General features: G+C 67.8%; 16 protein-coding genes. 13 read left to right on the top strand and 3 right to left on the bottom strand.

Annotation, left to right across the window (positions count from 1 at the left end; translation table 11 throughout):
* Positions 1 to 475 precede the first annotated feature (475 nt).
* The 3 genes from EV138_RS04275 to EV138_RS04265 all read left to right on the top strand — a co-directional run bounded on the left by EV138_RS04275 (position 476) and on the right by EV138_RS04265 (position 3,176).
* Positions 476 to 868, top strand: a complete 393-nt coding sequence (locus tag EV138_RS04275; RefSeq protein ID WP_133977132.1) for a hypothetical protein — start codon at positions 476 to 478, stop codon at positions 866 to 868.
* 19 nt (positions 869 to 887) lie between these two features.
* Complete coding sequence (locus tag EV138_RS04270; protein WP_133977131.1) at positions 888 to 2,021, top strand: VldE C-terminal domain-containing protein; 1,134 nt, start codon at positions 888 to 890, stop codon at positions 2,019 to 2,021.
* 327 nt (positions 2,022 to 2,348) lie between these two features.
* Complete coding sequence (locus tag EV138_RS04265; RefSeq protein WP_133977130.1) at positions 2,349 to 3,176, top strand: M48 family metalloprotease; 828 nt, start codon at positions 2,349 to 2,351, stop codon at positions 3,174 to 3,176.
* 69 nt (positions 3,177 to 3,245) lie between these two features.
* Here the strand turns inward: EV138_RS04265 and EV138_RS04260 are convergent, their stop codons facing one another.
* On the bottom strand, positions 3,246 to 4,352 hold the full coding sequence (locus EV138_RS04260) for a winged helix DNA-binding domain-containing protein (protein WP_133977129.1): 1,107 nt from the start codon (positions 4,350 to 4,352) through the stop codon (positions 3,246 to 3,248).
* 211 nt (positions 4,353 to 4,563) lie between these two features.
* Here EV138_RS04260 and EV138_RS04255 point away from each other — a divergent pair, with 211 nt between their 5' ends.
* The 7 genes from EV138_RS04255 to EV138_RS04225 all read left to right on the top strand — a co-directional run bounded on the left by EV138_RS04255 (position 4,564) and on the right by EV138_RS04225 (position 14,722).
* Positions 4,564 to 6,054, top strand: a complete 1,491-nt coding sequence (locus EV138_RS04255) for a M4 family metallopeptidase (protein ID WP_202866612.1) — start codon at positions 4,564 to 4,566, stop codon at positions 6,052 to 6,054.
* 40 nt (positions 6,055 to 6,094) lie between these two features.
* Entirely contained in the window at positions 6,095 to 7,003 is a 909-nt protein-coding gene (locus EV138_RS04250) for an oxidoreductase (protein WP_133977128.1), read from the top strand.
* An 86-nt stretch (positions 7,004 to 7,089) separates the two neighbouring features.
* Positions 7,090 to 8,673, top strand: coding sequence for an alpha/beta fold hydrolase (locus EV138_RS04245; RefSeq protein ID WP_133977127.1), 1,584 nt, complete (start codon positions 7,090 to 7,092; stop codon positions 8,671 to 8,673).
* 87 nt (positions 8,674 to 8,760) lie between these two features.
* Entirely contained in the window at positions 8,761 to 9,867 is a 1,107-nt protein-coding gene (locus EV138_RS04240; RefSeq protein WP_202866611.1) for a lactonase family protein, read from the top strand.
* 173 nt (positions 9,868 to 10,040) lie between these two features.
* Positions 10,041 to 12,551 (top strand): LamG-like jellyroll fold domain-containing protein, encoded by a 2,511-nt coding sequence (locus tag EV138_RS04235; protein WP_133977125.1) that lies wholly within the window; start codon positions 10,041 to 10,043, stop codon positions 12,549 to 12,551.
* A gap of 129 nt (positions 12,552 to 12,680) precedes the next feature.
* Complete coding sequence (locus EV138_RS04230) at positions 12,681 to 13,601, top strand: PD40 domain-containing protein (RefSeq protein WP_133977124.1); 921 nt, start codon at positions 12,681 to 12,683, stop codon at positions 13,599 to 13,601.
* A gap of 212 nt (positions 13,602 to 13,813) precedes the next feature.
* Positions 13,814 to 14,722: an aldo/keto reductase gene (locus tag EV138_RS04225; RefSeq protein WP_133977123.1), complete on the top strand. Its 909-nt coding sequence runs from the start codon at positions 13,814 to 13,816 to the stop codon at positions 14,720 to 14,722.
* 81 nt (positions 14,723 to 14,803) lie between these two features.
* Here the strand turns inward: EV138_RS04225 and EV138_RS04220 are convergent, their stop codons facing one another.
* Entirely contained in the window at positions 14,804 to 15,697 is an 894-nt protein-coding gene (locus tag EV138_RS04220; protein WP_133977122.1) for a hypothetical protein, read from the bottom strand.
* A gap of 344 nt (positions 15,698 to 16,041) precedes the next feature.
* Between EV138_RS04220 and EV138_RS04215 the strand changes: the two genes are divergently transcribed.
* The 3 genes from EV138_RS04215 to EV138_RS04205 are packed head-to-tail and all read left to right on the top strand — an operon-like array spanning position 16,042 to position 19,023.
* Positions 16,042 to 17,076, top strand: a complete 1,035-nt coding sequence (locus EV138_RS04215; RefSeq protein ID WP_112236539.1) for an AAA family ATPase — start codon at positions 16,042 to 16,044, stop codon at positions 17,074 to 17,076.
* 4 nt (positions 17,077 to 17,080) lie between these two features.
* On the top strand, positions 17,081 to 18,070 hold the full coding sequence (locus EV138_RS04210; protein ID WP_238157951.1) for a DUF58 domain-containing protein: 990 nt from the start codon (positions 17,081 to 17,083) through the stop codon (positions 18,068 to 18,070).
* Complete coding sequence (locus EV138_RS04205) at positions 18,070 to 19,023, top strand: VWA domain-containing protein (RefSeq protein WP_133977121.1); 954 nt, start codon at positions 18,070 to 18,072, stop codon at positions 19,021 to 19,023. The genes EV138_RS04210 and EV138_RS04205 overlap by 1 nt, the downstream gene beginning before the upstream one ends.
* A 42-nt stretch (positions 19,024 to 19,065) precedes the next feature.
* Here EV138_RS04205 and EV138_RS04200 read toward each other — a convergent pair whose 3' ends face one another.
* Positions 19,066 to 21,312 carry a glycoside hydrolase family 9 protein gene (locus tag EV138_RS04200; RefSeq protein ID WP_133977120.1) on the bottom strand — a complete coding sequence of 749 codons (2,247 nt, stop codon included), beginning with the start codon at positions 21,310 to 21,312 and terminating at the stop codon, positions 19,066 to 19,068.
* Between the last annotated feature and the right edge of the window lie 65 nt (positions 21,313 to 21,377).

Below are 21,377 nucleotides of genomic sequence, written 5' to 3'. Positions count from 1 at the left end.
ACGCAGAGGTGAATCGGCCGGCGATTACGACCGGACCTCCGAGCGCCCTCGCCCCCAGGCCCCCGACAGTTGGCGCTCATTGATGAGCACCGACTACGACTACCCGGACGATCTGGACGAGCTCGACAGCCGGAGCCGCCGGCGAGCCAAGAAGAACTGGCGGCGCGATGACCACGCGCAGCGGATGGACTGGCTCCGAAGTCAGCGCCAGGCTGAACCGACAAGTCCGGTAGCGGTCATTGCGGTCGTCCTTCTGTTGGCGATCCTCATTCTCGGGCTGGGCGGTGGCCTGCCGCGCCTCCTCGGTGGTGACGATTCGTCGGACAAGAAGCCGGTGGGCCTGCTCACCCCTGGTGGATCTGTCGTGCTTCCGACAGTGCCCGCTTCGAGTCAGACGAGCTCCGACCTCCCGAGCGGGGCTCCGTCGTCGGCACAAACGACACCACCCCCGGAGACGAGGCGACCTGGCGCTGAGGTGACCGCCAAGGCGTCGGAGGTCGTTGGTGCCTGGGCGCGCGAGTTCTATACCCGTGATCCTGCCGCCGAGGCGTATGCAGCGCTGGTGGCAAGGTGTGCCAAGTACACGACACCCGAAGTCGCCGCCAGTTTCAGCTCGGCCGGCGACCCTACTTACGAGGCCCTCAAGAACGACGGTGGAAAGTCGACCGTGCTTGCGGCATTAGTGAGCGCTCCACAGCCGGACGCTGCGCCGGTCGACACACCGACCAGAATCACCCGTTTCGTCAAGGTCACCATCAACGTGACGGGCAAAGGTGCGCAGCGATTCGACCTACCGCTCCTCATCACCCTGGTAAGTCAGAACAACCAATGGCTCATCAGCGACGTATCCGGCGGGACCGGTCCATGAGCGCCGTGCGGGAGGTCTGATGTTCGACGAGCGCGATTTGGGCAGGGCCGTCACGTTCGCGAGCAGGGGCATTTTCCTCAAGGCGACGGGGGTCCTCGCGTTGGTAGGTGTGGTGAGTCTGCTGATGCTTGCTCCCTTTGGGGGCGCCAGTACGTCGCAGGCCGCTTGTTCGCCGTTGGCGCCAGGCCAGGCCGGCGACCCGAATCCTGGCGGGTCGCTGCGACAGACCCAGATCGCGTTCGCGAAAATCATCGACGAAGTAGCTGTTCAGCGTGGTCTGCCGGGCCAGGCGACCCTGGTAGCACTCATGACAGCGCTTCAGGAATCGCAGCTTCAGAATCTGACCTATGGCAGCGCAGACTCCGTCGGGTTGTTCCAGCAGCGGCCCTCCACCGGCTGGGGTGATCGGGATCAGATCCTGAAGCCTCGCTATGCGGCAAACGCCTTCTTCGGTGGGGCCGCAGCGCCAAGTCCGCCTGGACTGGTCGACATCGACGGATGGCCCTCGATGTCCTACAACGACGCGGCCCAAGCTGTTCAGGCCTCCGGACATCCGGATCTGTACGCGCAGCACGAACAAGAGGCGAGGGACATCGCGGCTACCGCCGGCATCGACCTGAACCGATCAGGGAATCCGTACGCCGGCCGGGCTGGTGACGCGCCGCCGAACGAAGGCAACGAGAATCTCGCCGAGGACGAGTGCGGACAGGGGCTGGTCGCAGGGAAGCCGGTCAATGGGGTCTGGCCAGAAGAAGATGCGACCGTGACGGATCCGACCGGCACTGGCGGGATGGTCACTCCGCGAACAGCGGCGTGGGTGGCGCAGGCGCAGAAGACCCTCGGGACGCTCAGCATGACTTGCTGGGATGCACACGCTTGGAACCCCACCAGCGATCATCCGAAGGGACGAGCCTGTGACGTGATGGTCGGTGCGGACGCGCGGCGCTCGCCGACTGCCAAGGCACGCGGAGACCAGATCGCCAACTGGACGATTCAGACCGCTGGGCAGACGGGAGTTCACTACGTGATCTGGTACGGCAAGATCTGGTCTGCGCGGCGCGGTACGTGGATTCCTTACAACGGTGGCGGCGTCTACAACCCGACCGATGCGACGGGTGGCCACTACGACCATGTTCACGTCTCGCTCTGGTGACGAGAGCCGTGGTTTCTCCAGTGTTGATCTCCCGCCCGAGGAAGCGAGTGTGCAATGACCGGCCCGAATGATCCGACCGATCACAACGGCCCGGCGGGCCAAGGCCCCTGGCAACCACACAACGGCCCGGCGGGCCAAGGCCCCTGGCAACCACACAACGGCCCGGCGGGCCAAGGCCCATGGCAACCAACGGAACCGCCGTACTCCGGTGGCCCGAACCCTCTTCCGCCTCCGCCACCAAGGGCGCAGTTGCCGTCGGACGGCGGAGGTCGGTCGGAGCCGCGGGGGCGTGTCGAGATCTCCGCGGCAACCGCACTTCTCTCGGCTGTGCCGTGGTTCTTCTGGAGTTTCGTAGTCGTCTCATGGCTGGCAGGGATCGTCGGCTTCGGGTGGGGCTGGATCATCGTCGTGCTCTGGGTTTTGTCCGGCGCCGTGGTCTTTCTTCGGCCGGTCGAAGACCTTGTCGCTCGTTATCTGTTCAGATTGCGCAAGCCGACGCTGGTCGAGCAACAACGGCTCATGCCTGTCTGGCAGCAGGCGACTGGACGTGCTGGTGTCGATGCGGCCAAATACTTCTTATGGATACAGGAGTCGGACGAAGTCAATGCAAGTCCCACTCCCGGTCACACGGTCGCGGTTACCAGGTGGGCGCTCTATACATTGCCTGGCTCGCATCTGGAAGCAGTTCTCGCGCACGAGCTCAGTCACCATTTAGGTGGTCGAACTTGGTTGAGTCTCCTCAGCTTCTGGTATTCGATCCCGGCCCGCTGCGCCTTGATTGCGGTGCGGGCGATTGTGCGACTGATGAGAGCGGTCCCTGCGGTCGGATGTGCGATCGGGGGATTTCTCCTGATCGCGTACGTCGGCATACTTCTCGCCGTCCTCACTTTCGGTAAAAGTCTCACGTTCCCGCTACTCTTTTTGACTCCGTTCGTCGCTCCACCAATTCTTGCTTGGCTGAGCCGACGAGATGTCAAACAGGCGGATCGGCGGGCTGCGGCTATGGGGTATGGGGCGACGTTGGTGCAGGTGTTCTACGGGTGGCAGATGCAGCATCAGCAGACGTTGGGGCGGGAAGGCAGCCGGCGGTCACAGCTGATGTCCAGTACACCGTCGGTGGTAGAGCGCGTTCAGGCGCTGGAGGGTAGTCGCTGATCAGCGCACATACGAGCTCGTGGCTGCGGTTTCGGCTCTGCTTTGCAGGTTTGTGGTTCGGGGGAGTGGCTAGAGGTACCTGATCTCAGTGGTCGTGGTCGACGGCGTGGCGAAGGTGAGTAGGTGTTCGGCTTCGGTTGAGATTTGGGCGCGGGCCGGTCGGGAGAGTTTGACGAGCGGTTTGATTTCTAGGGTGGCGGACTTTTGGGGGCGCTTGGTCAGCTTCCAGGTGGCGGCGAGGTGGCCGTCGTGGAGGATGGCGCCGTGGGTCATGGCTTCCTGGAGGGGGAGGTGTTTGTGGTCGGGGGAGGTGAGCCAGCGGGTGCGGTTGGCGTGGGAGAGGAGGAGGTTGTCGAATTCTGGGAGGAAGCGGGTGGGGACCTCCAGGTCTTCTGGGGGGAGGGGGATGGTGGGGAGGTCGAAGAGTTCTCGGGATGTGGTGGCGTCGGTGTAGGTGCGGAGTTGGGGGCGTAGGCGGTCGAAGACTTCGGTGAGGCGGGTCAGGCCGGACCAGGATTGGGCGTCCGCGATGGAGGCGGGGCCGTAGGCGGCGAGGTAGCGGAGTACGAGGTTGTCGATCGAGGGGGTCGGGGTCACGTCCGAGCCGAGCCAGAGGGCGGCGGTCGACATGGTGGGGTTGCCGGATCTGCCCCAGACGCCGCGGGGTGGGATCTGGATGGTGGGGAGCAGGCAGCGGACGGCGTGGGCCAGCGATGGGGCGTCGCGGTCGGGCCAGAGGGGCTGGAGGTGTTCGCGGAGTTCGGAGGCCGTGGCGGGGGAGGTCGCCAGGCGGGCGGCGCCGGCGGCGAGGACGGCGTCCATGTCGAGGCCCTCGAGGCGTTTGCGGCCGTAGGTCTGGTTCGCGTAGACCTCGCGCTCGAGACGGGGCTGGATCAGCGGCCGGATCGCCAGGAAGTCGCGCGAGGACATCAGGTGGATCGTTGCCCTCATCATCGAACCGCGGACCGCCTGCCGGTTCTCCAGCAGCGAGGCGAGTTCGGACGGGTCGAAGGAAGCCAGCCGCGACCACAGACCGACGTACGGCGAGAGGGGGACCTGGGCCTGCATGCCGACGAGGTGCTCCACTGCTTCGAGTGCGGTGGCGGTACGGCGCTCGGTCAGCCACTGGCGCTCCAGGGTGGCACGGTTCAGGGCGCGCGGACTCAGCTTCGTCATGGCCGATCCTCTCCTCGGGTCTGCAGCAACTTTAGGAAGAGATCAGGCCAGGTCCTGGCCGCTACCCACCAGCAAGCAGGCAGCTAGATGTTTTCCCTTGCCTCGTCAGAATGACGCGAAGTTTTGCTTCCCAGCAGGGTGTCCGGCGAACTAGTGTCGCGACGGATCGTAGTCGTACCACTACGGTCGTCCACCATGGGAGGGAATGCGCATGACCAAGCACCTGCGCCGCCGGCAGGCGGTCGCGGCCATGACTGCCACAGCGGCGGTCCTGGCACTCGGGATGTCGTTCACCAGCGCAGCGGGGGCCGCGCCGGCCAACGGCGCCAGCGCCAGTGCGGTGCCGGCCAACCTGAAGCTGATCAAGACCAAGACATCCCTGCTCGGCAAGCACTACTGGTACCAGCAGACCTTCAAGGGCCTGCCGGTCGTCAACGGGTACTACGCGCAGCATGTCGACAAGTCGGGCAAGGTCGTCCAGACGAACGACGGCCGCGACGCGGTACCGGATTCGCTCGACGTGTCCGCAAAGGTGCCCGCGGCAACGGCGACCCAGTCGGCCAACTCGGTTGTGACGGCGCGCGCCGCCCGGAGCCGGATCGCGGCACCGAACAAGAACGGTACGCCGACGCCGACCGCCACCCAGGGCGCCGCCCAGCTGGCCGTCATCGGCGGCCCGAACGCCCGGCTGGTCTGGAACGTCACCTCGCGCTCGAGTGAAGGTGTCAGCCGCTCGCTGGTCGACGCCAAGTCGGGCACCGTCGTGGACTCGAAGGTGATCAGCCACAACGCCGACGGCAAGGGCTCGGTGTTCGACCCGAACCCGGTCGTCACGCTGAAGAACGAGAACCTGACCGACCAGAACGACCAGAACCAGGACGCGCTGTTCCTGGCGCAGAAGAACGTCATCCTGCGCAACCTGGACGGGTCGGGCAAGCTCAACGGCACCTACGTGAACATCAAGGAGGCCAAGGGCGGCCTCGCGTCGAGCAAGACGAACACCTTCGTCTACCAGCGGCACAGCGACAAGTTCGAGCAGGTCGAGGCGTACTACCAGGTCAACCAGACCCAGGAGTACATCCACTCGCTCGGCTTCAAGGACGTGAACAACGAGTCGCAGGACTTCTCGATCAACACGTTCGCCGGTGACAACTCGTTCTACGACCCGTCGACCGACATGATCACGATGGGCGAGGGTGGCGTCGACGACGCCGAGGACGCCGAGGTGATCTGGCACGAGTACGGTCACGCGATCCAGGACGACGTCGTGCCCGGCTTCGGTGAGTCCGAGCAGGCCGGCGCGATCGGCGAGGGCTTCGGCGACTACTGGGCCGTCCAGCAGTCCATCCCGGTCAGCAAGAACTACGACATCCCGTGCGTGATGGACTGGGACTCCACGTCGTACACCGACGGGCCGAAGCACTGCCTGCGGCGGACCGACACCGGCAAGACGACCGACGACATCGACGGTGAGGTGCACGACGACGGTGAGATCTGGTCGAACGCGCTCTGGGACATCCAGAAGTCGCTCGGCCGGACCAAGGCCAACAAGGTGATCCTGCAGGGCACGTTCTTCTACGCGCCGGACACCTCGTTCGCCGACGCTGCCCGGGTGACCGTGCAGTCCGCTCGCCTGCTCTACGGCAAGGCGGCCGCCGACCAGGTGACCACCGCCTTCAAGGCACGCAAGATCCTGTCCTAGCAAAAGCCGAGGCTCATGCGCCCATGGCTACTGTGGGCGCATGAGCTGGAGCACTGCGGATATTCCTGACCTGACCGGGCGTCGTGCCCTTGTCACCGGCGCGACCAGCGGACTCGGCTACGAGACCGCGCTCGAGCTGCTGCGACACGGCGCCGAGGTGATCCTCGCCGCGCGGAATCCGGAGAAGTCCGCCCGGGCCGCCGCCTCCCTCAAGGCAACGACGGGACACACGCCCGAAGTACTGGAGCTCGATCTCTCCGATCTGACGAGCGTCGCGAAGGCCGCTGCGCAACTTACCGAGCCGCTCGACCTGCTGGTCAACAACGCGGGCGTGATGGCGCCGCCGTACCGGCAGACCGTCGACGGGTTCGAGCTGCAGTTCGGCACCAACCACCTCGGGCATTTCGCTCTCACCGCCCGCCTCCTGCCGCTGCTGATGAGAGCCGACCGGCCGAGAGTCGTCACCGTCAGCTCGTTCATGCACAAGACCGTCCGCGGGATCAGCCAGGACGACTTCCGGGCCGCGAACAGCTACCGGAAATGGGACTCGTACAGCAAGTCCAAATTCGCCAATCTGCTCTTCATGCTCGAACTCGACCGGCGCGCCCGGGCCGCCGGATCGAACCTGCTGAGCGCCGGCGCGCACCCCGGCTACGCCTCCACCAACCTCCAGACGGCAGGCGCCGGGCTCGACGGCGTCACGCTGGAATCGCGACTACTGGGCCTCGGCACCAGGCTCGTCGCACAGTCCGCCGCGGCCGGAGCGATGCCGACCTTGTACGCCGCGACGCTGCCCGGCCTGCCGCCAGGCTCGTACGTCGGTCCGTCGTTCCTCGAGTACCGCGGCGCACCCAAGATCGTCCGCCCGACCAGGACGGCACAGGACCCCGAGCTGGCGCGGAGGCTGTGGGCCTGGTCGGTCGAGGCCACTGGAGTCGACTTGTTCTGACGCAAAGTATCCAGCTAGTGACAGACCGGCACACGGGTGGTTACCCTTCGGTAAAACCGCCCAGTAACACCAGTCGGAGGTCACCGATGCGCAGACTCGTGATCGCCCTCGCCCTGATCGCCGCGAGCGTCGGTCTGGCCCCGATCCCGGCCCAGGCCGCGCCAGGATTCAGTACGTCGTACCAGCGCATCCCCGGCGCGGGTGGGACCGAGCTCGGCGCCGTCGTGTTGACCCCGACCGGCCAGGGCACCGGGCCGTTCCCGCTCGTGGTGATGCCGTCGAGCTGGGGCGTGCCGAATGTCGAGTACGTCGGTCAGGGCAGCAAGCTGGCGACCGCCGGTTTCCAGGTGATCTCCTACTCCAGCCGCGGGTTCTGGGACTCGGCCGGCGGGATCGACATCGCGGGCCCGCCGACCGTCGCGGACGTCAGTGAGGTGATCGACTGGGCCGGCGAGCACACCCCCGCGGACACCTCTCGGGTCGCCGCGGTCGGCATCTCGTACGGCGCCGGCGTCTCGCTGCTCGCCTCGGCACAGGACCCGCGGATCAAGGCGGTCGGGGCGATGAGCGGCTGGGCGGACCTGATCGCGTCGCTGAATCCTCACGACACGGTCAATCTGCAGTCGGTCGCGGCACTTCTTGCCCTTGGCAACATCACCGGCCGGCCGGGTCCGGAGATGCAGTCGCTGCAGACCAAGTTCGTCGGCGGCGACTTCGACGGGGCGATCGCGGAGGCCGAGGCGATCGCGCCGGTGCGATCCGCCGCCACCGTGGTGGACCGGGTCAACGCCAACCATCCGGCCGTCTTCCTGGCGAATGCCTTCGAGGATTCGATCTTCCCGCCCACGCAGTACACGGACTTCTTTACCCGGCTGACCGGGCCGAAGCGGCTGCTGTTCGCGCACGGCGACCATGCGACGCCCGAGGTGACCGGTGCGATCGGGCTGCCGAACGAGGTCTGGGACGAGCTCGCCCCGTGGCTCCGGCATTTCCTGACCGGCGCGGACAACGGGGCCGATCAGGAAGCACCCGTACAACTCAAATCCCAGCGAGGCGTCTGGCGGAGCTACCCGAACTGGGCAGCCGTCGGCACACCGCGTACGTCGTACTTGTCGAAGCCGGCCGGATTGTCGAGGACGGGCGCGCTCCAGGGCAGTGCCGCGACGGGCTGGTCGAACGCCATCGGAGCGGGTGTTCCGACCGTGGCGGACAGCGGCATCGCGATCTTGTCCGGCGCTCTGCAGGGACTGCTCTCGATCCCCACCGGCGTCGCGATGCCCTTGGTGGACAGGAGTTTCGCCGGGGTCTGGTCCGGACCGACGTACGGCTCCAAGACGGTGGTGAACGGCTCCCCGCGATTGCACGTGACGGTGACGCCGAGCAGTGCCGACACGTCGCTGTTCGCTTACCTGTACGACGTCGACGTGCTCGGCGGCGGATCGCTGATCTCGCACAAGCCGTTCACCTTGCGCGCAGTGACTCCCGGAGTGGCACGCGACGTCGACCTGCGGCTCGAGGCAACCAGCTGGGAGGTGCCTGCCGGCCATCACCTGGTCCTGGTTGTCGACACCGTCGACCCGCGGTACCTCGGCCGTAGCTCGCTGGGGACCACGGTGCGATTCAGCTCACCGGCGGACGATCCCGCTTGGTTGAGCATTCTCATTGCGTAGGTTGCAACGCAGATTGTATGTCTTGCCACATCGCTCCGGGTGGGCCACCCTGTGTGGTCGGACCGTCACACACCTCGGAGGATGTTCATGGGTACGAGCCGCCGTCGTTTCCTCGGACTCACCGCCGCTGCCGTCGGCAGTGCCGCAGTGGGAGTCACCCCAGCCGGAGCGAGTTGCCGGGAGAGCGGGACGCTCTATCTCGGCACCTACACCTCGGCGAACGGCGGTGGCACCGGGATCGGACTGGCGACGTTCGACGGCACCACCGGGGCGATCACGTCGACCGGCACCCTGACCGGCGTACAGGATCCGTCCTTCCTGGTGATGGCTTCGTCCGGGCGGTTCCTGTATGCCGTGAACGAGCAGACGAGCGGAGGTGTCACCGCGGTCGCAGTGGATGCCCCGGGCAAGTTGCGGGTGCTGAATCGCCAGCCCAACGGTGGTTCCGGCCCGTGTCATCTCGCACTGGTTGCCAATGGCAAGTACCTGCTGAGCGCCAACTACGGCTCGGGTGATGTCGCGGTCCACCCGGTCCGCGCGGACGGCAGTCTCGGTGCTCGCACCGATCTGGTGAAGCACGTCGGAGCGTCTCCGCATGCGCACCAGGTGGTGCAAGATCCGGCCGGGAAGTACATCCTGGCCGTCGACCTCGGCACCGACTCGATCTACACCTCCACCCTCTCGGCCACCGGCAAGCTCGTCCAGAAATCGCAGGCCAAGGTCGCGACCGGCGCCGGCCCGCGGCATCTCGCGTTCCACCCCAACGGCCACTACGCGTACGTCGCCAACGAAGTGAACAGCACGATCACGGTCTGCCGGTACGACGGAACGACCGGCAAGCTCACCCCGGGTGCCAGCCAGCCCACGGTGCCGGCCGGTTCGCCGCAGAACTACCCCGGCGAGGTGATCGTGTCGCCCGACGGTCGCTTCGTCTACCTCACCAACCGCGGCCACAACAGCGTCGCGGTCTTCGCCGTCGAAGCGGCCGGCGCGTCGCTTCGCCTGCTGGCGACCCCGTCGTGCGGCGGTAACTGGCCCCGCCACTGCACCCTCGACCGCACCGGCACGTTGCTGTTCGTCTCCAACCAGAACTCCAACAACGTCACCACCTTCCACGTCGACCTCCAGACCGGTGCGCTCACTCCAGCAGCAGACTTCGCCACGCCGATCCCCGTCTGCGTCCTGCCGGCCTGACAGCGTCCGACATCCGCTGTCCGGTCGCGGGCGGCGGATGTTCGGTTTTGGGTGAGCTCTTGCGTTTCTGTGAGGCTCGGCTTTGAATAACGTGCGTGTCCGTTCGATCACGCTTCGTCATGACAGCGTTGTAACGGACTCGACCTTTCTCCGTCCATGAAAGGGACGCACAGATGAGCCGATCGACCTCGATCCGACGAGTGGCCGCGGTCGCGGTGGCGGGTCTCCTCGCCGCCACCGCACTGGCGGCCGGTAGTTCCACCGCGGCGCCGCCACCCGACGCCGCAGTACCGACAGCCGGCTGGCAGGCCGGGACGCCGCCACTGAGCACGCCGTGGACGGCTCAGGTCTCGCCGAGCAATGCCTTGCCGGAGTACCCACGTCCGCAGTTGACTCGCCCGCAATGGCAGAACCTCAACGGATTGTGGGAGTTCGCGGCCGCCGCGACCGGGGAGGCGCCGCCGATCGGGAAGACGCTGGCGGAGAAGGTGCTGGTGCCGTACCCGATCGAGTCGGCGCTGTCCGGCGTCCAGCGGCACGAGGACCGGATGTGGTACCGCCGGACCTTCACCGTTCCGGACAACTGGAAGCAGAAGCGGCTGCTGTTGCACTTCGGCGCGGTCGACTACGACGCGAAGGTCTGGGTGAACGGCCGTCAGGTCGCCACCCATCGAGGCGGCTACGACGGCTTCGACGTGGACGTGACGAGTGTGCTGCACAAGTCCGGCCCGCAGGAGTTGATCGTCTGGGCCGAGGACCTCACCGACGAGACCTTCCAGCCGATCGGCAAGCAGCGCGAGGTCTCCGACCACGGCATCTTCTACCAGGGCAGTTCCGGGATCTGGCGGACCGTCTGGATGGAGCCCGTCGCCACTTCCTCGATCGACCGCCTCCAACTCACCCCCGACCTGCCGACCAGCAGTCTGCGGCTCACTGCGGACACCAGCGGCCCGGCCGGCCTGAGCGTCGAGGCCACGGCGTACGACGGTCAGCGTGTCGTCGGGACCGTGCGCGGCAAGGCGGACACCGAGCTCAGGCTGCCGATCAGGAACCCGAAGCTGTGGTCACCCGACAGCCCGTTCCTCTATGACCTGAAGGTGAAACTGATCGACCGGGGCAAGACCGTCGACCAGGTCGGCTCGTACGCCGGGATGCGCTCGGTCGGCAAGGTGAAAGGGGCCGACGGCAAGCTTCGGATGGCGCTGAACGGCAAGATCCTGTTCAACCTGGCCACCTTGGACCAGGGCTTCTGGCCGGACGGGCTGAACACCGCGCCGACCGACGCGGCGCTGAAGTTCGATCTGGAGCAGGACAAGGCGCTCGGGTTCAACACGGTCCGCAAGCACATCAAGGTCGAACCCGATCGCTGGTACTACCACGCGGACAAGCTCGGCCTGATGGTCTGGCAGGACATGCCGGCCACGAAGCCGGACCCGATCCCGGCGCCCTGGCAAGCCCAGTTCAAGGCCGAACTGCACGAGCTGGTCGACGAGCACAAGAGCTTCACCTCGATCACCACCTGGGTGCCGTTCAACGAGGGCTGGGGTGAGTGGGACCTCGCCGAGACCGGCCGGATCGCCGACAGCGTGAAGCAGCAGGACCCGTCGCGACTCGTCAACGCCCACAGCGGCATGAACTGCTGCGACTCCCTGGGTGACTCCGGGCGCGGCGACATCATCGACCATCACGCGTATCTCGGCCCGGCGACGCCGAGTCCGGCCGGCGATCGGGTCTCGGTGGACGGCGAGCACGGCGGGTTCGGCCTGAAGGTCCCCGATCACATGTGGTTCGGCGACGGCTTCGCGTACGAGATGACGCCGGACAGCGCGACCCTCACCCGCCGGTACGTCGAGAACCAGCGCGACGTACTGCGGTCTGCCAACTCCTGTGGGATCAGTGGTTCCGTCTATACCCAGATCACCGACGTCGAGGGCGAGCTGAACGGTTTCTACACCTATGACCGCCAGGTTCCGAAGATGGACTTCGCCCAGGTCCGCGCGGTGAACGAGTCGATCATCCGCGGCGCGGACGGCACCGGCACCTCCGGCCCGACCCCGCCGCCCGGTACGCCGGGGATCGACGGCATCCACTTCTACCCGCTCGACGGAACCGCGGAAGATGCCGTCGGCAACAATGACGGCACCCTCGTCGGCGGCGCGACGTTCGGACCGGGGAAGAACGGGCAGGCCCTTGTCCTGAACGGATCCGGGCAGTTCGTCGACACGGGTGCGCAGCTCCTCGACACCGCCGGCAGCTACTCCGCGTCCGCGTGGGTGAAGCTGAACAAGGCCGATGGCTCGTTCCAGACCGTGGTCAGCCAGGACGGCGATCGCGACAGCGCCTTCTTCCTGCAGTACTCCGGTGCCGACCAGCGGTTCGCGATGAGCTTCACCGGGTTGCGGGCGTTGTCGCCGACCAAGCCGAACCCTGGCCAGTGGTACCACCTCACCGGCGTACGGGATGCCGCCAAGGGTGAGCTGAAGCTGTACGTCGACGGCGAACTGGTGGCGACGAAGGCCGCCTGCAGCCTGGACTCGACGTCGACCGGGCACACGCTGATCGGCCGGGCGAAGTTCGGCGGCAACTCGGTGGACTACCTGGACGGCAGCGCCGACCAGGTCCACCTCTTCGACCGTGCTCTGACCGACACGGAGGTGAAGGACCTCTACACCTCGGGTCGCTGACGGAGTACCAGGGCCGGACCAGCTGCAGCTTGTTGCAGCTGGTCCGGCCTTGCAGTTGTCGAGCCTGCTCCGTAGCGTGCGCGAGGAGGCGTGGGGGATCACGCGATCAGACGTTCCGTGGGGGAGCAGATGAAACTCAGATCGATGCTGGCTGCGCTGTGTGTGATCGGGTTGGCAGCAACCACCGCAGTACCGGCCGGCGCAGCCACTCCGGCGAACGGCAATCTGGTGTTCGTGCAGTACGGCGGGCTGGTCGTCGTGCCGGGCGGGACACCGGCGCCGTACAGCTCCGAGATAGCGGGCGACCGGCCCAAGTTCTCGCCGGACGGCCGGCAGGTCGCCTTCGTCCGGGACTACTCCGTCTGGACCCGCACGCTGAGCAACGGCAGCGAGCGGTTGGTGTACACCTATCCCGCTGACGGGGAGCACTACGCGATCGGAGTGGCCTGGTCGCCGGACGGCCACTCGATCGTCGCGGCCTACGGTTCGAAGCTGGACCGGATCGCCGTCGGAACCGGTGCGCGGTCGCCGATCTGGACGGCACCGGCCGGAACGGGCCGGCTGACCTCGCCGGCCTGGTCGCCGGACGGCACCCGGATCGCCTTCAGCACGGGCAATGCGATCAAGCTGGTCCATCCGGACGGCACCAATCCGCGCACCTTGACGTCCAGTCCGGTCGGCGTGATCAACAACTACCCGGACTGGTCGCCGGACTCGCAGAAGATCGCCTTCGTCACCAACCGGTACCGCGGTGCCGAGCACACCGAGCTCGTCTCGCTGCCGCGCAGTGGTGCCGGTGAGCCGTTCCGGATCAGCTACCAGGCTTATCCGCAAGGGATCTTCTACATCGGGGTCGCCTGGTCGCCGGACGGGAAGAAGATCGCGGCGCTGCAGTTCAACCGGAACGCGCTGCCGGATCCGGAGGACACCGACGAGCGGTTCAAGGTCCGTGGGTACCTGCCGGACGGCAGCCACAGCTACTCCCTGACCGGGCCGATCGCCGGCGACGACGGGCCCGAGGGGCTCGACTGGGCGCCGAAGGTTTCCTGACCGGGGCCGGCCGATGAGCTGATGCAGGGGTGGAGCCGGGGCGGGTTCCACCCCTGCATCGCTGTTCTCGCTCCGAACCGCTTCAACCGCACCGCACCGCACCGCACCGCATCGCACCGCATCGCTTCAACCGCACCGCGTCGGTCGAGATGCGAAGTCGTCGCAGAGCCCTGATCCTGGTACTTACACCGGCCAGGGATGGGAGGAGCCCGATGACCGCTCCCAGTCATGTCCTCCTCAGCCGCTCGACGCACCGGTTCCGGCCGCCGCGGTTCGGCCTGGGCGGATCGCCGATCGGCAATCTGCCCGCGCCGGACGGGGATGCCCGGGCGACCAGCACGATCGATGCGGCGTACGGCGCGGGCATCCGGTTCTTCGACACCTCTCCGGCGTACGGGCTGGGCGTTTCCGAACAACGCTTCGGTACTGCGCTCGCCCGGCACCCGCGGGGCGAGTACCTCGTCTCCACCAAGGTCGGTGGCATCGTGACGCCTCGCGGCCTGCGGGTCGACTTCTCCGCCGCGGGGATCAGACGCTCGCTCACCGAGAGCCTCGAGCGGCTGCGGCTGGAGTCGGTCGACCTCGTCTTCATCCAGGATCCGGGCGAGCACTGGCAGCAGGCGATCGACGAGGCGTACCCGGTGCTGCACGAGCTCCGCGGGCAAGGCGTCCTGCATGCGATCGGCGCGGCCATGGACGACTGGCGGGAACTGGATCGCTTCGTCCGCGACACCGACGTCGACACCGTCCTGCTGTCAGGCCAGTACTCGTTGCTCGACCAATCGGCCCGGCCGCTGCTCGACCGTTGCCAGGCACGCGAAGTGGCGGCGATCGTCTCCGGCGTGCTGACGCCGGAAGTGCTGCAGATCGACCGGTCCAAGAGCGCGAACGTCGACGTCACGAACGTCCGCGCCCGCCGGATCGCGGCAGTCTGCGAGGCGTACGGCGTATCGCTGCCGCAGGTCGCGCTCGCCTATCCGAGCCGGCACCCTGCCGTCACTTCGGTCCTGATCGGCGCGGCCAGCCCGGCCGAGATCCGCGCCGACGCGGCCCTGGTCCGCCAACCGGTACCGGCCTCTTTGTGGACAGACCACGAACTGAGGAAGCTGCTGGCCGGCTGACAGACGCCCCCGTCGCAAACTGCATGCCGACCGAGCAAACCGAAAGCTGGACCTTGACGGTGGCCGAGGCTTGCCGATCGATCAGAAGCGGTCGCCCGGGTCGTCGCCGGGGCTGCCGGTTCCGCTGGGGATGTCGGTGGGGATCGGGCCGGTCGGAGAGACCGTGGGGCTGCCCGGGGTCTGCGAGGGACCTGGGCTGGTGGGCGATTCGGTGCCCGGCGGTGGCGTCGTCGGGGTCACCGTGACGGTGGTGGTCCCGTTCGAGTTCGTCGGGATCACCGGACCCGGGTCGACCTCGGGCGCGTTCCTGAACAACAGCCAGGCGATGAACATGGCGACCGCCATGATGATCGCCATGGTCAGCAGGGCGAGGGCGAGCGCGAGGCGGGAGGCGGGCCGCAGTACGGCGGGCCAGGGGAGTGGCCAGATCCGGAACAGGCCGGGGCGGCGACGGTTCTCCCAGTGATGCCGGTAGTCCGGGCCGCGGAACCGGCCGAGCTGCGGGATCCGGTCCATCAGGACGGCCGACAGCACTTCTTCGCCGCGGCGCTCGGCGATCAGCCGCTCGTCGGCCGCGGCGCTGGAGCCGTCGTCCTCGCGGATCGGGCCGAGCGCCACCCAGAGCGCCAGGTCGTCGTCATCGGTGTCGTTGTGGGCGAGGACTGCCTCGTCGGGAAGCTTGTCGACGGCTGTCACGAACCGGTCCCGCGCGGCCGCGTCGTCGGCGGAGCCCTCGGTCATCATCGCGACCACCGCGGACCGGCCGGTCTCGTCGCTCGCCGCGTACAGATAGCCGGCCGCGTTCGCCCCCAGCCTGCTTCGCAGCCAGAACTCACCGACGCGCGGCGGGTCCTCCGGCAGCAGCGGAAGACCCTCCGGGATCACCCGCGCGGGTGCGCCGGACGGCGGCCCGGCCGGAGGGCCTGCTGGAGGGCCTGCCGGCGGCGCGTCGGGTCGGGAGTCGGTCGCGGTCATCGCCACCAATCCTTCCAGACACCTGGTAGCACTGTCGCCCAGCCCGCCGGTACGCCGTCCGCCCAGCCCGCCGGTACGCCGCCCGCCCAGTCCGCCGTCCGCCCAGTCCGCCGGTCCGCCGTCCGCCCAGTCCGCCGGTACGCCGTCCGCCCAGCCGGCCGGTGCGCCGTGCGCTCAGCCCGCCGCAGTCGGCGCGCGCGGCGTACGGGGTTGTGGATTTGGGTGGGTGGGGAGGATGGGGAGAGGAACGGGCGGGGCGCGGTCGTGGCCGGACCCGGGGATCTGATGGAATGGCGGCAGTTCGCGAGCAGCTACGGTCCGAAGTGGACCCCGGAAGGACAGGCATGACCGAAACCACTGTGCCCGCTGGGTCAGTCGCCCAGCAGTCCCACTTGGTGAGCGAGGCCATCAACGAGGTCAAACGCGTCATCGTCGGGCAGGAGCACATGGTCGAGACCCTGATGGTGTCCCTGCTGGCCAAGGGACACTGCCTTCTGGAGGGTGTGCCCGGTGTCGCCAAGACCCTGGCGGTCCGGACCTTCGCCTCGGTGGTCGGCGGGTCGTTCGCCCGGATCCAGTTCACCCCCGACCTGGTGCCGTCCGACATCGTCGGCACCCGGATCTACCGGCAGACCAGGGAAGCGTTCGACATCGAGCTCGGCCCGACCTTCGTGAACTTCGTCCTCGCCGACGAGGTGAACCGGGCGCCCGCCAAGGTGCAGTCGGCGATGCTGGAGTTGATGGCGGAGCGGCAGGTGTCGATCGGCGGCCAGACCTTCCCGATGCCGAAGCCGTTCATCGTGATCGCGACCCAGAACCCGATCGAGTCCGAGGGCGTCTACCCGCTGCCCGAGGCGCAGCGGGACCGGTTCCTGGTCAAGATCGACGTGCCGCACCCGCGCGGGCACGAGGAGTTCGAGATCCTCCGCCGGATGAGTGTCGACCCGCCGCAGGCGCGCCAGATGCTCAAGCCCGAGACGATCATGGAGCTGCAGCGCTCGGCCGAGCAGGTGTTCGTGCACAACCTGGTCGCCGAGTACGCCGTACGCCTGGTGATGGCGACCCGGACGCCGTCGGACTTCCACCTGCCGGACCTGGAGCCGATCATCGAGCTCGGCGTCAGCCCGCGTGCCACCCTCGGCCTGGTCTCGGCCGGCCGGGCGCTCGCGCTGATCCACGGGCGCGACTACCTGCTGCCCAGTGACGTCCAGACCGTCGCGCTCGACGTGATGGGCCACCGGCTCGGACTGACCTTCGACGCCGTCGCCGACAACATCGACCCGCGGGCGGTGGTCGAGCGGATCCTCGCCACCGTGCCCCCGCCGCAGCCGGTCTGGCGCGACGGCAACGACGGCAGCGGCCGCCCCGAGTTCGTTTAACCGCATGGCCAACCGACCAGACCCGCGGGCTGCGATGACGATCTCGCAGCTCGCTCCCGAGCGTGCGCTGCGGCGGCTCGAGTTGACGGTCGTCCGCCGGCTCGAGGGCTACCTGCACGGCGAACACCTCGGCCTGCTGCCCGGTCCGGGGACCGAGCTCGCCGAGGCCCGCGAGTACCAGGTCGGTGACGACGTCCGTCGGATGGACTGGGCCGTCACCGCCCGTACTACGGTTCCGCACGTCCGCGATCTGATCGCCGACCGCGAGCTGGAGACCTGGGCGCTGGTCGACCTCTCGGCCTCGATGGACTTCGGTACGTCGCAGCTGGAGAAGCGGGAGCTCGCGGTGGCAGCGGTTGCCACCGTCGGGTTCCTCACCCACCGGCTCGGTGACCGGTTCGGCGGGCTGATGCTTCGCGACTCGTCGTTGCGGCGCTGGCCGGCCAGGTCCGGCCGGCTGGCGCTCTACGGCCTGCTCCGCGCCTTGCTGGCCGAGCAGGACAACGGTGAGCTCCAGGCCCGCAGCGACCTGGCCGGTGCGCTGGACTCGATGGCCCGGACGCAACGCAAACGCGGCCTGCGCGTGATCGTGTCCGACTTCCTCACCCCCGAGGACGGCGAGGTCGACAGCCGGCTCGAGCCGTCCTGGGAGCGGGCGATGCGCAAGCTGACCGCGCAGCACCAGGTGCTCGCGGTGGAGATCATCGACCCGCGCGAGCTGGAGCTGCCCAATATCGGTGTCGTGATGATCGGCGACCCCGAGACCGGCGCGATCCGCGAGATCGACACCCGCAAGCGCCGGGTCCGCGACGAGTACGCAGCGGCCGCACTCGCGCAGCGGGAACGGACCCGGATCGCACTGCGTAGGGTAGGAGCCGGGCACCTCGTCCTGCGGACCGATCGCGACTGGGTGGCCGACACCGTGCGGTTCGTGCTCGCCTACCGGCGGATGGCACCGCGCTTGCATCAACCGCCGAAGGGAGTGGCTCGCTGATGGAGTTCCTGTCTCCGGCCAGACTGTGGTTCCTGTTGTTCATCCCGCTCGTCGTCGCGGGGTACATCTTCCTCCAGCACCGGCGAGCGCAGTACGCGCTGCGGTTCACCAACATCGCGCTGCTGGACCGGGTCGCGCCGCGCCGGCCGCAGTGGCGCCGGCATGTGGCCGTGGTGCTCGCGTTGCTGGCGACCGCGTCCTGCATCCTTGCGTTCGCCCAGCCGAAGGCCGAGGTCAAGGTGCCGCGCGAGCGGGCCACCATCGTGGTCGCGATCGACGTCTCGCTGTCGATGATGGCGACCGACGTCGACCCGAACCGGCTCGAGGCGGCCAAGAAGTCGGCGAAGAACTTCGTCAACGCGCTGCCGGCCAAGTTCAACGTGGCGCTGGTGAACTTCGCCGGTACGGCGTCCATCATCGTCCCGCCGACCACCGACCGGTCGACCGTCGTCCGGTCGATCGACGGGCTCGAGCTGGCCGAGTCGACCGCCACCGGTGAGGGCATCTTCACCTCGTTGCAGGCGCTGACCCAGGTCCCGCCGGACCCGGAGCATCCGAACGATCCGGCCCCGGCGCGCATCGTGATGCTGTCGGACGGCAAGCGCACGGTGGGGCGGACGGCGCAGGAAGGCGCGCAGGCGGCGAAAGCGAAGAACACGCCGGTCTACACGATCACCTTCGGCACCGACTCCGGCTTCATCGAGATGGACGGCATCCGCCAGCGCGTCCCACCGGACCGCGCCGAGCTCCGCAGCGTCGCCGAGATCAGCGGCGGCGAGGCGTACACGGCCGAGTCGGCGGGCGAACTCGAAGACGTCTACAAGGACATCGGCTCCTCGGTCGGCTACGACAAGGTCGACAAGGAGATCACGTCGAGATTCGCCGGGATCGCCATGCTCTTCACCCTCGCCGCGGCCGGCGCCTGCGTCGCCCTGGCTTCTCGTTTCCCGTAACCAGAGCGGCCCGCCGTACCGGCGTACGGCGGGCCCTCGGTTTCAGCTGTGACGACCGGTGCTGTCCGCGAACGCGGTCATCCAGGCGAGTGCCGAGTTCCAGTTCACCGCGACCTCGTTGGTGGAGTAGGACCCGATGTCGTCGAGGTAGCAGGTCGCCGGGGCGCAGCCCTGAAGGTTGCGCTCGGCAACGGGATCCTGCAACCCTGAGTTCGGTCCACCCGCCAGGGATCCGGGCGCCGGCGACGGTAGCGACGGATCGAGCGAGTGCGCCCAGAACCGGTGATGCTGGTTGTGGCTGGCCCGCTCGCCGTACCCGGTCACGTACGACTGGTTGATCGCGTTGCGCCCGAGCAGATAGTCCATCGCCTCCAGCGCCGCATCGCGGTACCTGGCCCGATGGGTCAGGTCGTAAGCCGTCGCCATGATCATCGAGTTGTTGGCGACCGCGCTGTTCGATCCCCAGACGTACTTCCCGTCCGCAGGCAGGAACGGGTTCGCGAACCCCTGCCCGCGCAGATCGGCGACGTACTTGTCGGCCACCTTGCTGATCCGTACGACGAGCTTCGCCAACTCCACCGGCGACAACCGCCACGGCATCCGTGCCAGCGCGAGATCCGCAAGCCCGCCGGTCTCCTGCCACGAGAAGCCGTCGGCGGCCGAGAGCGTCGTGGTGACGAACTTCTTGTACGACGAATCGCCAGTGGTCGCGAACAACTCAGCAGCCGCCCACGAGAACTCGTCCGTCACCTTCGTGTCGTCGTACGCGCCGCCGCCTTCGCCTCCAGCGGGCGCGTAGATCGCCGGATGCGCCAACGCCGCCTTCCATGCCGTCCGGGCAGCCACCAGACACCGGCCGGCGAGCTTCCGGTCCCACAGTGCGTAGACCCGCGCACATCGCGCACCGACCGCCGCAAGGTTCAGCGTGGCCGCCGTCGACGGGGGATAGAGGTACCGCTGCTGCGGATCCGCCGCCGGCGCCAGCGGCAGCCCCGTCCACTTCTCGTCGTGAATCTTGTGGTGCACCATCCCGGCGAGCGGCTGCCCGGCCGGGACCTGCATCCGGAGCAGGAAGTCGAGCTCCCACTTCGCCTCGTCCAGTACGTCGGGATCGCCGTTCCCCGCTTCGGGAATCCGCAGCGTCCGGTCGGCGACACCACGATCCCGATGCGTTGCGGACCGCTCGTACAGATCCAGCAACTGCCACGCCGCGAGCGCGCCGTTCACGACGTACTTGCCGTGATCGCCCGCGTCGTACCAACCGCCCCGTACGTCGAGGCTGTAGTCGCAGGTCCCCGGGAAGCACGGCACGGACGTGTCGCCCTTGTTCGGCGCGATCCCCAGATGCCCGGCCGCCCGCGCATAGGCGTCCCCGACGTACTGGGCCTCGATCGGGATGCCGCTCCGGTTGTTGTAGAAGTACGCGAGCGCATCACCGCGGAGCGCCTTATAGATGTCGTCGCCGATGTCGAACGGCTCGCTCACGTCGTCACCGACGGCCAGGCGATAGCCCTGTCCCTTCGAGCGAAATGCTCCGAAGTCGATCCGTTGGACGTTCTCGCCCGACATCGCGTCCGCGCCGTACGGGCTGGTGCTGCCGGTCGCGACGGCGGTGCCCGCTGCGTCGAGAAGGCGCCAGCCGAGCGGGCCGGTCGCATCCGTCACATACGTGGCCCGCTTGGGACCGGTGGTGAGATAGCCGACCTGGTTCACCCGCACCGGCGAGCCGAAGTCCCGTACCCCACCAGGTGGCACGATCCCGCCGACGAAGCTGATGTTGTCCAGGCACAACGTGTACGGCGTGGTCGCGCCGCCGACCTGGAAGGTGACCTGGCCGTGGGCGCTGTCGACTGTGGAGTTGGCGGTGAAGGCGAACGTCTGCGGGGTCGTGCCGACGCTGACGGTCTCGTTCAGCACCGAGGAGTACGGCGCAGCGCCCAACTGCACCACGGACCGGAAGTCCACCGCGCGAGAGGCCGACGCGTCGAACCGCAACGTGTACGGCTGACCGCTCTCGAACGGGATGTCGTCCTGCCCGATCAGTGCGTCCCACGGGTTGACCGTCCCGGCCGGGATGTCGGCGCACAACCGGCCGTCGACGACGCTCGCCGGGGTGTTACCGCTGGTCCACCAAGGACTCTCGCTCCCGGAGTCGAAGGTCCCGTTCAGCACCCGCTCGTACTGCGTGGCTGCGGCGAGCGCCGCGGTATCCGTGGCGACGACTGCCAGTGGGACGGTGAGAACCAGAGCGGTCAGGGCGGTACCTGCTCGCCGTCGGAAAGGAAACATGAGGCGGCCTCCGGGAGGGGAAAATGTGCTGGGAGCGCTTTCAGTTCGACGGTCGAACCACCGGC

This window comes from Kribbella voronezhensis, assembly GCF_004365175.1.
Lineage (GTDB): Bacteria > Actinomycetota > Actinomycetes > Propionibacteriales > Kribbellaceae > Kribbella > Kribbella voronezhensis.
Note: the sequence above shows the minus strand (reverse complement) of the source record. Positions and strands in the feature narration are given on the sequence as shown.